The sequence below is a fragment of the Lentzea indica genome (assembly GCF_012184385.1).
Taxonomy (GTDB): Bacteria; Actinomycetota; Actinomycetes; order Mycobacteriales; family Pseudonocardiaceae; genus Lentzea; species Lentzea indica.
On sequence record NZ_VSRL01000110.1, the window covers coordinates 1 to 14,286 of the forward strand.

Consider the following 14,286-nt stretch of genomic DNA (forward strand, 5'->3'; position numbering starts at 1 on the left):
CCTCGCCGCCCGCGACGCCCTCCAGGTGCACAGCGGTGACGCGGTGATCGTCGTGGCCGTGGCCCGTCCCGATGGCGGCTTCGACGTGGCGTGGGCGGGTGACGCTCGTGCGTATGCCTCCGACGGCGAGGACCTCGTGCAGCTCACAACCGACCACACCGTGGCCGAGTACTTCCGCGAGCGCGGTGTCGTGCCGCAGCCGCGGCTGGAACACGTCGTCACGAACACCGTCCGGCACGCCACGCCCGAGACCATCGGGCGGGCGGCGACGCGGGCTCCCAGGCTGGCACTCGTGTCCGACGGCGTGTACGGACCGTTGGGGCACAACGGGATCGAGGCGATCATGTCCGGGCACGCGTCCGCTGAGCGGCTCGTGAGGGCTGCTTTGTACGCGGGCGGCACGGACAACGCGACGGCCCTCGTAGTCAGTTAGCTGGCCTTCTTCCTGCCGCGCTTCTTCTTGCTCTCCTCGACGCTGCGCTGCAACGCCTCCATGAGGTCCACGACGCCCGTGGCCTCGGGAGGCTCGGCCTCGACGACGACCTCCCTGCCCTTTTGCTTGGCCTTGATCAGCTTGGTGACCCGCTCGGTGTACGTGTCGCGGTAGTCCTTGGGCCGCCAGTCGTCCGCCATCGACTCGACCAGTGACACGGCCATGTCGAGCTCCTTGCCGCGCGGCGCACGACCCTCGGGCGGCACGTCCAGCACGTCCTTCGGCTTCCTGATCTCGTCGGCGAAGAACAGCGTGTGCACGGCGAGAATCCCGTTGTCCTCTTTCATCGCGGTCAGGTACTGCTTGCCGCGCATGACGAACATCGCGATGCCCGCCCGGTTCGTCTTCTTCATCGCCTGGGCGAGCAGCAGGTACGGGCGCGAGAACTCGGGCTTGGCCGGCCCGAGCCAGTAGGTCTTCTGGAAGAACACCGGGTCGATCTCGTCGAGGTCCACGAACGCCTCGATGTCGAGCGTGCGCGAGCGGCCCGGCGCGATGTCGTCCAGTTCCTCTGGCTCCACGATCACGTACTCGCCGTTGTCGACCTCGTGGCCCTTCACGATCTTGTCGTAGGGCACCTCACGGCCGGTGCGCTCGTTGACGCGCTTGTACCGGATCCGGTCGGACGTCCCCCGCTGGAACTGGTTGAAGTGCACCGTGTGGTCATCGGTGGCGCTGTACAACTCCACCGGGATGCTCACCAGCCCGAAACTGACCGAACCGCTCCAGATCGCCCGCGCCATGTGGGGGAGGTACCCGCTTCGGTCCCGATCGAACCGCGTGAGTCGTGCAACCCCGAACGTTCCGGCGGCGTCTCTTCCTGATGATCGACAAACCACTGGGAGGAAATGCATGAGGTTCGTACTGGGGAGCTTGCTCGCCGCGCTGGCCTTGGTCGCGGGATCCGGTGTGGCACAGGCTGATCCGCCGTCGCCGCCCTACCCGATGGTGACGGCGTGGGCTGACGCCGAGGTCCGCACCTGCGAAGCGTTGTCGTGTCCGGTGGACCACGTGATCCCCGCGGGGACGAGCAGCATCGGCATCTGCTGGACCCGCGGTCAGACCGTCTACGACCACGGCATCTACAACAACATCTGGATCATGGTGAGCATGAACAGCGGCGGCCGCTATCTGGCCAGCGCCATCTATTTCAAGGGCAACGAGCGCGCCAACCTGCCGTATGAGAACGACTGCGGGCCGTACTGACGTTACCGTCAGTGCCGTGAGAGTGGTCGTGCTGTCCGACACCCACGCGCCGCGGTTCTGGAAGCGGTGCCCTGCTTCCGTGGCCGCACACCTGAGATCTGCCGACCTGATCCTGCACGGCGGTGACGTGTGCGTCGCCCCTGTGCTGGACGAGTTGGCGCAGTACGCACCGGTTGTCGCCGTGTGCGGCAACAACGACGGGCCGGACGTCGTGGCCTGGGGTGCGCCGGAGACCGTCGAGTTCGACATCGAGGGGCTGCCGGTAGCGATGATCCACGACAGCGGCCAGAAGACCGGCAGGCTGGCGAGGATGCGTCGCCGGTTCCCCGATGCCGGTCTCGTGGTGTTCGGCCACTCGCACATCCCGTGGGACGAGGAGCAGGACGGGTTCCGCGTGTTCAACCCCGGCTCGCCCACGGACAAGCGTCGTCAGCCGCACGGCACGATCGGGCTGCTGGACGTTGTGGACGGTGTGCTGATGGACGCGCGGATCGTGCCGGTTACGCGCTGATCTCGAAGTCTTCGCGTGCCCATGCGGCGAGCCGCGGCCCGAGCACCTCGTAGACCTTCGGGTCGAACCCCATGCCGGTGTGCGTGCTGTGCACCTCTACGCACTCTGCGTGCGGGTCCTGGCACAACTGCCACGGCACGATGCCGTCCATCCTCGAGAAGATCGAGATCGCCGGGACCCGCAACGGCTCGGCGAGCGTCTTCACGTGCTCCTCGAAGCACGGGCCGCGCATGCAGTCGTCGTTCAGCAACCCCGGTACGCCCGCGGAGGCCAGCCGTGCCAGGAACCTCGCGATGCGCAGCACGTTGGGGTGCGCGCCGAGCGGGTCGAGGACAGGACTGCCCAGCATCACCAGGCCGTGCACCAGTTCGGGGCGCCGGGCGGCGGCGAGACGCGCCAGGCCGCCGCCACGGCTCTGGCCGAGCAGCACCACCGGACGTCCAGTGCGCTCGGCGTGTTCCTCGGTGCTGTGCAAGAGCTTGGCCAGCAGGTCCGCGGTACAGCCCACGGTGAACCCGACTCCCGAGCTCGCCGGGACGTAGCCGCGGGCGCGCAGCCACGATCCGGCGGGTGACAGACTCGCCTCGCCCGCGGCGAAGCCCGGCACGAGCACGACGCCGAGACCGTTGCCCTGGCCCGGATCTGCGGTGCGCCACACCGGATGACGCAGCAGCCTCGGCACGTCCCACAACGCCCTGACCACGCTTTCGCGGCCGGCGGATCGCAACCCGTCGAACATGACATTGGGTTGCCGACTATTTAGGAGCTAAACCAAGCTCTTCGTTCATGACGAGGAACGTACCGACGCTGTTGTCCGCGATCGCGGTCTGGCCGTCGGAACCGACATGGAGCCACAGGCCACTGGTTCGGGCCGCCCTCCGTCAGCCAACAGGGTCTCCTCCGGTCACCGAGATGCTCCTGAGCGATGCGTGTCCTGGTCGCCAGCCGGTTGACACCGCCACGTACCGGGCCGCGGTCGCCGGCCCGTAGGTCTTGCCGTCCGTGCTGTACGTGATGGTGTGCGGCGGCTCCGAGCCGTCTGTCCATTTCAGACTGATTTTGCCGATCGCGTGTGGTGCGCCGAGGTCGACGACCATGCGGCCGTCACGGCCCGGCGTCCACGCGGTGCGCTGCTCGCCGTCGACCGCGGCGGCCGGATCGCTCATGCCCTGCGGCAGCACGGAGTGGGGGAACGTGACGCGGCCCAGCGCGAGGTCGTTGAACGGGAACGCTTTCGCGCCCGGCATGGTCACCGTGCGCTCTGCCCGGCCGAGCACGACCGGCATCGTGCCGCCGTTCCGGTGCGTCAGCGTGAACCGGGCAGGGCCGCCTCGGAACGTGACTCGCCGCGCGTCGTGCACGACGGCCGTGATGCCCGCTGGGATGCCGCGGGCGGTGAACCACGGAGGTTCGATCCGCACGGTGGCGGCGGGCATGTCGAGCGCGTACTCCGTGCCGTTCGTCGTGGTGACCTGAGTGCCCCGGTAGAGCCGGGTGCCGCGCAGGCGGACGACTCCGGTCACGGAATCGTTCGAGAGGTTGAACAGACTGAGGAACCCGTCCGCGGTGCTCGCCCGCACCAGCGGCGGGCATTCCGGCGCTGATTCCGCCGCGATCGCCCGCAGGTCGGCGCGTACGTAGCCCTCGACAACTCCGGCGGGGAGAGTGATCATGTCGCCCTGCACGGTGATCGGCTCGGCCGAGCGTGCGACGAACCCCGCACGCCCGTCCACGTCGAGCCAGCCCGGCGTGCTGAGGTCCGGTCGCGGATGCTCTGCCACCGCGGTCCACGCGACGCCGTCCGGCGACGTCTCGATCCGATAGGCGCCCGCCGCCGCGGTCTCCCAACGCAATCGCACGCGGCTAATGGTCGTGGCGGCACCCAGATCGACCGCGAGCCAGCTGTCGGCCCGGCCGCGTTCAGCGCGTGCGACCGCCCACCGCGTTGCGGGATCACCATCCGTCGCCTTCAACGACTCCATGCCGGGATCGAACGACGACGCATTGGTGGGCTTCCCTCGCTCTAGGGAGCCGTCCACCTCGAAGTCGAACAACGAGTAGCCGTACGTGGGATGCGGCCGCACGCCGACCATGCGGACGTGCCGCGCGGACACGGCCGGGAACGTCAACTCGTCGACCCGGAACGCCTCGCGAGCCCGCACCGAGACACGTCCTGCGACACCGGTGTACGTGCGGGATCCGGTGAGTCCGGGCATTCCCGCCATCGCGAGGTTGCGCACGTCCACCCGGCCGGGCCGGGGGAGCGCGCACACGATCGTGCCGGTGGGCAGCGTGGCGGTGCCGGCGAACCCGTCCGCGAACCGCAGCAGGCTCGCCGTTGCGTCGAAACCGTCGCGAACCCGTTGGTAGACCACGGTGTCACGCCCCGTCACGGCGGCTGGCGGCAGCAGCATCGGGGTGGCGCCGCTGATCTTGAACAGCCAGTCGTCGTGCGCGGGCTGCCAGGCGAACTTGGTGAAACCCGGCTTGGTCACCGTGCCCACCCACGCGGCGGCGGACTGATGGGTCAGCAGGCCTGGTTCGGCGCCGTGGTCGATCGTGATCGCCGCCTGAGCGAAGAAGTCCTGCTCGGACATAGGTTTCGCGGGCGGGCGCAGCTCGTGCAGCAGGTAACTGATCGCGAGCTCCGCCCGTGCCTCCGGCTCGTACTTGGCCTCACCGGAGAACTTCGCGAGCCGGTACACCGGCGGATGTGCCTGATAGGCGAGCAGCCGGGACGCGAGCGAGGCCTCGGCTCGGGCGGCCATCGGGTCGCGCAGCACCGTGGAGCGGAACGCGAGCGGGATGACGTCCCGGCCGTACAGGTGCTCCCGGTCGTCGACCATCGGCATCAACGGCTCACCAGCGTCGCTCATCGTGGCGAGGATGGTGCGCCACAACAGTTCGCCGTTGGGTTGCTTGGTGAGCACTTCGGGCAACGGCCGGCCGGCGAGCAGGAAGTGCACGGCGTTGCGGCCGGACGTGCGCCACAGCTCCGATTGGTAGTGCGGGCCGAACGAGCCGTGGTTCTCCACGATGTACGTGTCATGCAGGTTCGTGGCGGTGTTGGCCGAGATCGGCACACCGTCCACAGTGGAGGGATTGGCGAGGTCGGCCGCGGGCAGCCCGGCTTCGTTGCGGCTCCACCGGCCGAACGCCTCCCTCCAGCCGGGACCGTCGCCGTGCCACGCCAGTCCCGGCGCGAGCGACTGGGCGTAGACGCCCATTTCCTCCAGCTTGGTGTCGCCGCGAAACCCGCCGATCAGGCCGTTGGGCGTCCATCCGCCCGAACGCGGGTCGTTGCCGGTGCCGAGCGATGTCGTGTAGTCGGCCTGGCCGCGCGCGATCGCCTCGACGTTGGACCGCGTCGCAGCGTCCAGTTCCGGCCAGAGCAGCCGGGCGGCGAGCACGAAGTACGACTGGAACGTGGTGTCCCAGAACAGGGTCTTGCCCCATTCGGTGCCGCCCGCGAGCACGTTGCTCGCGGCGAAGTGCCGGATGGTGGCGAGCGTGTGCTGACGCAGCACGTCCTTCTCCACGCCCGCCAGTGCCGCGTCGTAGCTGCCTCTGGTGAGCAACACGGCGTTGCCGAGCACGACCGCGAACCCGAAATCCGTGCGCCGGTACCGGCCTGCCGCCGCGTCGTACTGCGTCTCGGCCCACCTCGTGTGCCTGAGCAGCACCTCGTAGTAGGTGTCCTTGACCTGTGCGAGCGAGATGCTCGGTGTGAGAGTCAGCAATCCCGTGGCGTAGAGGAACTGTCTGCGGTTGATCAGCACTTCAGTGCCGCCTCCGCCCAGTCGGCGTGGTCGAAGTTGCGGCCGTCCCCACCGTCGGTGACGCGGAGGCTGAGCATCCGGACACCCGTGACGTCGACGTCGATCGGGACGGCCGCACCTTTGCCCTTCAGGACACCGCTGTCGTACAAGAGTTTGTCGTCGCCGATCACCTGGAACGCGACGGAACCCGGCTGTTCGGTCTCGTCGTCGAGGCCGATCTTCGCCGCGAAGCCCTCACAGCCGCGGCCGAGGTAGACCGAGACCTCGGACGGCGCGTGCGCGCCGAGTCCCTTGGCGTAGGTGACGCCGCCGATGGACAGCGCCTTGCCGTCACCGCCGGAGCTCTCGCCGTTGGACCGATCGCGCTCGACCGGGCCCCAGCCGTTGGTCTCGCTCATGAACGGCAGATCGCTGACCTGGGCACCGTTCGCGGGGACCGGCGGCGGCACGAACGCCTTGGCCGCCTGCTCGACGTGCACGCCCTGGCCGAAGGTCGCGACGATCGGCACGTCCACGGGGCCGATCCGCGTGCCTGCTCGAAGCTGCCAGCGGCCGCTGATCGACTCGCCGGGCGCGAGCTTCCGGCGCTGCACAACGGCGCCGGACACCGTCCAGCCCTCCGGGGCAACGGCCTTCAGCGCGACGTCGCGGATCTCCTGGTCGCCGTTGGTGAACGTGCCGGCCACCTCGAAGATCGAGCCCGGCGAGACGTCGACGGGCGTGGTGGGCGTGACGGTCAGGGTGGTCTTCGGCACCTGGCGGATCGGCTGGTCGCACGTCTGCAGGCCAGGCCGGTTGCGGCAGACGACCGCCGCGAAGCCGCCGTTGCGCCTGGCTGGAACGGCAAGGGTGTCGGTGTTGCGCAGGACCTGGCGGTCGCGGACGACATCGGTCCTGGTCGCGGGGTCACGGACGGTCTCGACCAGCCACTGGCCTCCGCCGAGGAAACCCAGCTGCGCCTTGAGGGTCCGTTCGTCAGTGGTGATGCCGCCGATGAACCACCTGTCGCCGTTGCGGCGGGCGACGACCGCGTGCGTGTCCGGGTCGCCTTCGAGCAGTCTGGTCTCGTCCCAGACGGTCGGGAGCTGGTTGAGGTAGCGCAACGCCTGCGGGTGCCGTTCGTAGGCCTCTGGCTTGTCCGCGAAATGCGTCCACCCCGACTCGTACACGACCGGCAGCGCGGTCTCGTGCGCGATTGACGCTTCCTTCGTGCCGACCTCCAGCGACACCGGCGTGTAGTCCATCGAGCCCGCGACGTTGCGCGTGAAGAACTGCACCGGGTTGTTGGCCGCGGGAGGCATGTTCTCCGCGCCGCGCACGGCCTCCATGGACAGCACGTGCGGCCAGGTGCGGGCGAGGCCGTGCGGGATCGTGGAGCCGTGGAAGTTGACCATCAGCCGCAGGTCGGCCGTCTTCCGCAACACCGCGTCGTACCAGCGATAACGCTCCTGCGAGTCGGACTCCATGAAGTCGAGCTTCACGCCCTTGGCACCCCACTGCTTGATCCTGGGCAGCACGGTGTCGCGTTCCTGCGGCGTGTCGAGATCGCTCCAGCGCAGCCAAAGCAGGATCTCGACGCCCTGCGCGCGGGCGTAACGGATCAGCTCCGGCACCCACTGCGCGCTCCAGCCTTCGTCGACCAGTGTGTACTCCCACCCGTTGCGGGCGGCGAAGTCCACGTACTGCTTCTGCCTGGCGAAGTCGCCTGGGCTGGAGTGCTCGCTCAGCCACGACCACGCGACCTTGCCCGGCTTGATCCAGCTCCTGTCGCTGACGAGTGCCGGGGTGGCCAGGTCGTCTACGAGCGTGGACGTGCTGACGGTGGCCAGGTCACCGACGATCGCGGTGCGCCACGGCGTGGTCCCCGTCGACGTGACCTGCGGGTCGGCCAGCACGACCTGGAATCCGCCTGCGGTCTTGCGCAGCCTGCTGCCCGCGTACCGTCCATCCACATCGGACTCAGTGAGCAGGGCGAAGTCTTGTTGCACCTGGAAGAGCGAGGGGTAACCGAAGTCGCCGGTGGCTTCTCCCGCGGTCGTGCGCACGCGGTTGGCTTCATACCAGGCGTTGTAGGGGAGCAGCCACGCCTTCGAGTCGGCGGGGACGATGAAGCTCGACGACTCTGCGGTGATCGTTGCCGCGTTGGGCAGCACGTAGCGGTAGGCGACGCCGTCCGGTGCGGCGCGCACGACCAGGTCGAAGCTGCCGTTCGCGTTGCGGAAGCCGAGTTTGGTCTCGGTCATCCGGGTGGCGCGTTGCAGCCGTTTGCCGTGCGGCATCTCGTACCGATCGATGACAACGCGGTCACTGCGGCCGGTGAACGTCAGGTCCTTGGTGAGGTCGGCAGTGGTCGTCGTGAGCCCGACGGGTGCGGGCTGGAGCACGGTTCTGCCTTGCCTTTGCACGGCAAGCGTCAGATTTCCGCTGCTCAAAGCCACTTTGGCAGTGATCTGGCCAGGTCCGATGACGGTCCAGCCGGTGGGTGCGGCAGTGGCAGGCACGGCAGGCAACAGCAGGCCGAGCACGAGCACCAACAGTCGTGACATCGTTGTCAGCTCCCGAGTGTGAGACCGCTCTCATCGTGTTGGGCTGTGTGGTCCCGGTCAAGGGGCTGATAGTTATCAGTCGATTTGCGGACAGATGAAGAGATCTTCATCTTGGTCTCATGCGCGACTCGGAATCGGCGGGCAGGCTCGGTCGCATGCTGCCGTCCGCCCGCACCGGCACGGTCCTCGTGGCCGTGCTCAGCGTGGCGTGCGCGCTCGCAGCCGTGCTGCTCGTGCTGACCGTGGTGCGGCCGGCGCCACCCGAGGTGCGGGTGCCGGAAGTCCAGATAGGACGCTCTGTCGCGCCCGCTCCCACCACTACCACCACTACTACTCCTGGCTCGGTACTGCCCCCGCCACCTCCGGTCGACGACGATGGCGAGGACGACTGACGTGCCCGCACGCGTGAAGATCATGTGCTGGCTCCTCGGCCTGATGACGCTCGTCCTCGCGACCGTCGTGATCGTGGTGTGGCGGTTCCTGGTCGTCGACGTCGACGACCGCGTCAACCGCGCCCTGGAGCAGGAGACCACCGAGTTCAGCGCCTACGCCGAAAACCACACCGGCGATGCCCGCACGGTGGCCGACGCCCACCTGCGCCTGCAGTACCCCGACGAGAACGAGGTCCACCTCGCCGTGCTGCCCGACGGCGTGCTGGTCCAGCGTGCCGAGGTGACCTACGCCCTTGAGCACGACCGGGCGGTGCTGGGCATGATCACGTCGTCGAGTGCGCCGGTGGGTGTCGTGGCCACCTCCGCCGGTCCGTTCCGGTGGGCGAAGGTGCACGCCGCCGCTCCTGCCGAGATGTGGTTCGTCACTGGCTACTTCGAGGACGGCGTGCGCGCCCCGGTGCACTCGACGGTGCGCGTGCTGGTGCTGGTCTCCCTGGCCGGCCTGCTGATCGCCGCCCTGATCGCCTGGTTCGTCGCCGGCGTGATCCTCGCCCCGGTCCGCATGGTCCGCCAGGCAGCCGCCGAGATCACCGAGGACGACCTCACCCGCCGCATCCCGGTGTCCGGCAACGACGACATCGCCGCACTGGCCCAGCAGTTCAACGCGATGCTCGACCGCCTCGAACGCTCGTTCCGCCTGCAGCGCCAGTTCCTCGACGACGCCTCCCACGAGCTCCGCACGCCGATCACCATCGTCCGCGGCCACCTGGAACTGCTCGGCGACTCGCCGGAGGAACGCGCCGCCGTGGTGCGCCTGTGCACCGACGAGCTCGACCGCATGGCCCGCCTGGTCGAGGACCTGTTGCTGCTGGTCAAGTCCGGCCGCCCGGACTTCCTGCGTCCTGTCGCCGTGAGCCTGCCCGAACTCACCAGCGACATCGACGCCAAGCTCCGCGCCCTGGGCGACCGGCGGTGGGTGCTCGAGTCGATCGCGGAGGGCGAGGCCGTGCTTGATCCGCAACGCGTGACCCAGGCTCTCGTGCAGCTCGCCTCGAACGCGGTCAAGCACACCTCCGCGGGCTCCACGATCCGTTTCGGATCCTCTGTGGACGGTGTGGTCTCCTTCTGGGTGGCTGACTCCGGGCCTGGTGTGAGCGACGAGTCGTTGCTCTTCTCCCGTTCCACCGGTCTCGGCCTGCCGATCGTGAAAGCCATCGCGGAAGCGCACGGCGGGGCCGTGCGGGTACGTTCGGTGGCCGGCGAGGGAGCGACTTTTGTGGTGGAGGTACCGCGATGACCGGCCGGATCCTGATCGTCGAGGACGAGGCCCGCATCGCCTCCTTCGTCGAGAAAGGCCTGCGCGCCAACGGCTTCACCACGTCAGTCGTGTCGTCCGGCGCGGACGCGTTGTCGTGGGCCTCGTCCTTCGACCTCGTCGTGCTGGACCTCGGGCTACCTGACCTGGACGGCTTCTCGGTGCTGCGCTCGTTGCGTGAACAGGGCGTGGCGACACCCGTGATCATCCTGACCGCGCGTGACTCGGTGCACGACACGGTCGCGGGGTTGTCGGGTGGCGCGGACGACTACATGACCAAGCCGTTCCGCTTCGAGGAACTGCTCGCCCGCGTCCGGCTGCGCCTGCGTCCACCCGGCGTTCCCGAGGCCACGGTGTTGTCGTCCGGCTCGCTGTCGCTGGATCTCCGCACCCGCCAGGCGGTGCTGCCGTCCGGCCCGGTCGACCTGACCGCCCGCGAGTTCGCGCTGCTGGAGCTGTTCCTGCGGCATCCGGGCCAGGTTCTGGTGCGCGAGCAGATCCTGTCCCACGTCTGGGGTTACGACTTCGATCCGGGGTCCAATGTGGTCGATGTCTACGTTCGTTCACTGCGCCGGAAAATCGGCGCTTCGCGCGTCGAAACCGTGCGCGGCATGGGCTATCGCCTCGTGTAGATGAAGGCTCTTTCATCGTCGCCTCACCTGTGGGTCAGCATGCGCGCGCACGCTGGTTCTCGTGATTCTGACGCTGGTGGTCTTCGGTGTGGCGGTGCTCCTCTGGGTGTGCACGCCACTGGACGACACGTTCGTAGCGCTCGCGGCCGTGGCGGTGCTGCTGTTGTTCGGCGTGCTGCCGGCATCTTCGCTCGCGGCACTCGGCAGCTCGACGACGTGGCTGCTCATCGCGGCCTTCGTGCTCGCGGCGGGCGTGACGGCGTCCGGGCTGCCCGCCCGCCTGGCGACGTGGCTCGTGGGCCGTGCCCGGACCGTGCGAGGCCTGGCGCACCTCACGGCCTTTGCTCTGCTGCTCACCGCGTTCTTCGTGCCGTCGACCTCGGGCCGCGCCGCCCTTGCGCTCCCTGTTTACGGCGCGTTGCGTCCTCGGCTGAACGACCGGGTGGCGCGGGCGCTCGGGGTGCTGTTCCCGTCGGTGATCCTGCTGACCGCGGTGGCCACTTTGGTGGGTGCGGGTGCGCACCTGATCACCAGCTCACTGCTGGAGACCGCGACGGGGCAGGGCATCGGGTTCGGCTGGTGGCTGCTGCTCGGGGTGCCGCTCGCGGTGGTGAGCGCGCATGTGACGGCCGAGATCGTGCTGTGGTTGTTCACTACGCGGGCGGACCGCGCGATGCCGCTGCAGGTGGTTGTTGGGGAGCGGGTAGTGGGCGGGAGGGTTACTGGGGAGCCGGTCACCGGCGAGCGGGTCACGGGCGGGCGGGCTACCGGGGGACCGGCCACGCGCGAACGGCTTACCGGGGAGCCGGCCACGGTGGAGTTGCCTGTCCCTGCGCTCGTCCCGGCAGCGCGGAGCGAGGGTCCCCTCCTAGGGGTCCCCTGTTCTAATTCTCCCAGACAGCACCGACAATTTCGGGCGCGTGAAGGTGCTCCAAGATCGACTCCGCCCCTGCGGAGTGTTCAGCTCCCAGGGACCGTTCAGCCCTCAGCGACCGTTCGGTCCGCGGTCACGCCGGGCTCGGTCACACCGGGCTCCGTCACGCCGAGCTTGACCAGGCCGGAGTGGACCGCGTTGGCCGTGGTCCTCACCGTCTCCGCGGCCTGGCTCACCGAGCCCTGGCACCACGTCCGCCCCGAAGTCATCGCCCTCACCGGCGCCATCGCGATGACCGCCCCACGCCTCGGCACCACCACGATGAAGAAGGCGTTCGCCGACATCCCGTGGTCGCTCCTGCTGTTCATGGCCGCCACCACGATGCTCGGCACAGCGCTCATCGACTCCGGCGCCGCCACCCTCGTAGCAGGCCTGGTCAACCCCGCTCACCTGCTCCCCACCGTCATCGGCGTCAGCCTTCTCTCGCACCTGGTGATCCAGTCGCGCTCGGCCCGCTCGTCCGTCCTCGTTCCGATCGTCATCCCGCTCGCCGCGGCCGCCGGCATGAACCCCGCCGCGCTGGCCTTCGCGTCCACCGCCGCGGCGGGCTTCTGCCACACGCTCACGTCGTCCGCGAAACCGGTCGCCCTCTTCGCCGACGCCTACCGCCCTAAAGATCTGCTCCGGCTCTCCTCGGTCCTCGCTCCGGTCACCGCGGCGCTCATCTTCGGCTTCGCCGTCCTCGTCTGGCCGCATCTCGGCCTGCCACTGCACTAGAGAGAGGTCATCATGCGTTTTCTCGTTGCTCCCAGCGGTTTCAAGGAGTCTCTCGACGCATGTGCGGTCGCTGACGCCATCGCCGCAGGCATCCACCGGGCGGTTCCCGGTGCCGTCGTGGACAAAGTGCCGTTGGTCGACGGCGGCGAAGGTTCGGCCAAGGCGCTCGCGGAGGCCACCGGCGGCACGCTGATCCCCACCTTCGTGACAGGGCCGATCGGCGAGCCCGTGCCATCGCACTTCGCGTTGCTCGGTGGTCCCGGACCGCGCACGGCTGTCGTGGAGATGGCGGCGGCGGCCGGTCTCAGGCTCGTGCCGAAGGATCATCGCGACCCGGCGAGCACCACGACGTACGGAGTCGGCGAACTCATCCGTGCCGCACTGGACCTTGGCGTGGACCGCGTCCTTGTCGGCTGCGGCGACTCCGGCACGTCCGACGGTGGCGCCGGTGCGTTGCAGGCGCTCGGAGCCCGCATCACCGACGCGCAAGGCCGTGAGATCGAACGCGGGGGAGCGGCTCTGATCAACGCCCGCGCGATCGATCTGTCCGATGTGGACCCGAGACTGGACAAGGCGGAGATCACCGTGGCCTGCAACCCGCACAACGTCCTGTGCGGCGAACGAGGCGTGGCAAGGGTGTTCGGCCCGCAGAAGGGCGCGACGCCGAGTCAGGTCGAGCAACTTTCCGAGGCGCTCGACAACTGGGCGGATCTGCTCGGGGACGTCCGGACCATCCCGGGCGGCGGCGCGTCCGGTGGACTCGGCGCGGGCCTGCACGCGCTGAACGCGACCCTCGTGCCGCGCTTCGACGTGATCCTCGAACACTCCGATCTCGACGCCCGCCTGCCGCACGCCGACCTGGTGATCACCGCGGAAGGCGCGATCGACGGCCAGACCCCGCACGGCAAGGTCCCTGCCGAGGTCGCTCGCAGGGCGAAGAGGCACGGCAAGCCCGTGATCGCGCTCGCCGGCACGATCGGTGAGAACGCCCGCGCCAACCACGACGTCGGCATCGACGCCTACGCCAGCATCATCGCCGCACCGGTCGCCCTGGACACCGCGATGGCCAGGACCGCGGAGCTGCTGACGGACGCCACGGAACGCACGCTACGGCTCGTGCTGGTCGGAGCGGCCCTCACACGGTGACCGCGATCTCCGCACCGAGTTTGGCGCCGCCCAGCAGCTCAAGGTCGTCCCCGCTCCAGAAGCGGCCGGGGTCGTACCAGTTGGGGCGGCGCCTGGGCAGCAACCCCATCTCCTCGTACGTCACCGCCACGATCTCGGCGCAGAACGCGCTCTCCAGCGAGGAGTCCTTGGGCCGCGACGGAAGCCGCCCGCGCAGCCAGCGCGAGGCGAGCTTCGCGGTCGAGGGGAACGGCGTGCCGTCCAGCCGCGCGACCGTCTGCAGTGCCGCGTCCTCCATCTCACGCGTCACGACGTGGTCGAGCTGCCGCAGCCACACCCGCTGCCCGTACTTGTCGTGCCACGTCACCACGGCGTCGCGCAGGTCGTGCAGCTGGGCGCCGCGCTGGTGGGTGCCGGCCCACATGTCCTCGAGCGACTTGCCGAGCTCGGCGTGCCACATCAGCGGCGGCAGGTCGTCCAGCACGATCGCCATGCCCACGTGGTTGACCGGGCTGTTCGTCATGGCCTGGATCGCCCGGTCCGCGGCGCTGCGACCGCGGAACACCCACACGTCACCGGTGCGGGTCATCTCCACGGCTTCGTCCAGGGTTGTCGCCATAACCACGTAGCCTAGGC

The 14,286-nt window shown here is 69.0% G+C and carries 12 protein-coding genes and 1 pseudogene; 8 read left to right on the plus strand and 5 right to left on the minus strand.

Features of this window, described 5'->3' with window-relative positions:
* Positions 1-433 (plus strand): PP2C family protein-serine/threonine phosphatase (locus FXN61_RS26825; protein WP_376770744.1); only part of this gene is annotated, 433 nt, incomplete at its 5' end.
* 8 nt (positions 434-441) lie between these two features.
* On the opposite strand, the pseudogene ku reads toward FXN61_RS26825, so the two are convergent.
* Positions 442-1,236: pseudogene (ku, locus tag FXN61_RS26830) on the minus strand (non-homologous end joining protein Ku); the annotation flags it as partial.
* A 109-nt stretch (positions 1,237-1,345) separates the two neighbouring features.
* On the opposite strand from ku, the gene FXN61_RS26835 reads away from it, so the two are divergent.
* Together FXN61_RS26835 and FXN61_RS26840 are read left to right on the plus strand one after the other, a co-directional pair.
* Positions 1,346-1,699, plus strand: coding sequence for an SH3 domain-containing protein (locus FXN61_RS26835; protein ID WP_167976799.1), 354 nt, complete (start codon positions 1,346-1,348; stop codon positions 1,697-1,699).
* Positions 1,700-1,715: 16 nt separating this feature from the next.
* Complete coding sequence (locus FXN61_RS26840) at positions 1,716-2,210, plus strand: metallophosphoesterase family protein (protein ID WP_167976800.1); 495 nt, start codon at positions 1,716-1,718, stop codon at positions 2,208-2,210.
* Here FXN61_RS26840 and FXN61_RS26845 read toward each other — a convergent pair.
* From FXN61_RS26845 to FXN61_RS26855, 3 genes are all read right to left on the minus strand, one after another.
* Positions 2,200-2,949, minus strand: a complete 750-nt coding sequence (locus FXN61_RS26845; protein WP_167976801.1) for an alpha/beta fold hydrolase — start codon at positions 2,947-2,949, stop codon at positions 2,200-2,202. The genes FXN61_RS26840 and FXN61_RS26845 overlap by 11 nt on opposite strands.
* 142 nt (positions 2,950-3,091) lie before the next feature.
* Positions 3,092-5,989, minus strand: a complete 2,898-nt coding sequence (locus tag FXN61_RS26850) for a discoidin domain-containing protein (protein WP_312878013.1) — start codon at positions 5,987-5,989, stop codon at positions 3,092-3,094.
* Complete coding sequence (locus tag FXN61_RS26855; RefSeq protein ID WP_167976802.1) at positions 5,983-8,535, minus strand: NPCBM/NEW2 domain-containing protein; 2,553 nt, start codon at positions 8,533-8,535, stop codon at positions 5,983-5,985. The genes FXN61_RS26850 and FXN61_RS26855 overlap by 7 nt, the downstream gene beginning before the upstream one ends.
* A 119-nt stretch (positions 8,536-8,654) precedes the next feature.
* Between FXN61_RS26855 and FXN61_RS26860 the strand changes: the two genes are divergently transcribed.
* The 5 genes from FXN61_RS26860 to FXN61_RS26880 all read left to right on the plus strand — a co-directional run bounded on the left by FXN61_RS26860 (position 8,655) and on the right by FXN61_RS26880 (position 13,671).
* On the plus strand, positions 8,655-8,927 hold the full coding sequence (locus tag FXN61_RS26860; RefSeq protein ID WP_167976803.1) for a hypothetical protein: 273 nt from the start codon (positions 8,655-8,657) through the stop codon (positions 8,925-8,927).
* A 1-nt stretch (position 8,928) separates the two neighbouring features.
* A complete protein-coding gene (locus FXN61_RS26865; RefSeq protein ID WP_312878014.1) occupies positions 8,929-10,224 on the plus strand; it encodes a sensor histidine kinase in 1,296 nt (431 codons plus the stop codon).
* Positions 10,221-10,874 carry a response regulator transcription factor gene (locus FXN61_RS26870; RefSeq protein WP_167976804.1) on the plus strand — a complete coding sequence of 218 codons (654 nt, stop codon included), beginning with the start codon at positions 10,221-10,223 and terminating at the stop codon, positions 10,872-10,874. The genes FXN61_RS26865 and FXN61_RS26870 overlap by 4 nt, the downstream gene beginning before the upstream one ends.
* A gap of 61 nt (positions 10,875-10,935) precedes the next feature.
* Positions 10,936-12,525: an SLC13 family permease gene (locus tag FXN61_RS26875; RefSeq protein ID WP_167976805.1), complete on the plus strand. Its 1,590-nt coding sequence runs from the start codon at positions 10,936-10,938 to the stop codon at positions 12,523-12,525.
* Between the two features lie 12 nt (positions 12,526-12,537).
* Positions 12,538-13,671 (plus strand): glycerate kinase family protein, encoded by a 1,134-nt coding sequence (locus tag FXN61_RS26880; protein WP_167976806.1) that lies wholly within the window; start codon positions 12,538-12,540, stop codon positions 13,669-13,671.
* Here FXN61_RS26880 and FXN61_RS26885 read toward each other — a convergent pair.
* Positions 13,661-14,269 (minus strand): hypothetical protein, encoded by a 609-nt coding sequence (locus FXN61_RS26885; RefSeq protein WP_167976807.1) that lies wholly within the window; start codon positions 14,267-14,269, stop codon positions 13,661-13,663. The genes FXN61_RS26880 and FXN61_RS26885 overlap by 11 nt on opposite strands.
* Between the last annotated feature and the right edge of the window lie 17 nt (positions 14,270-14,286).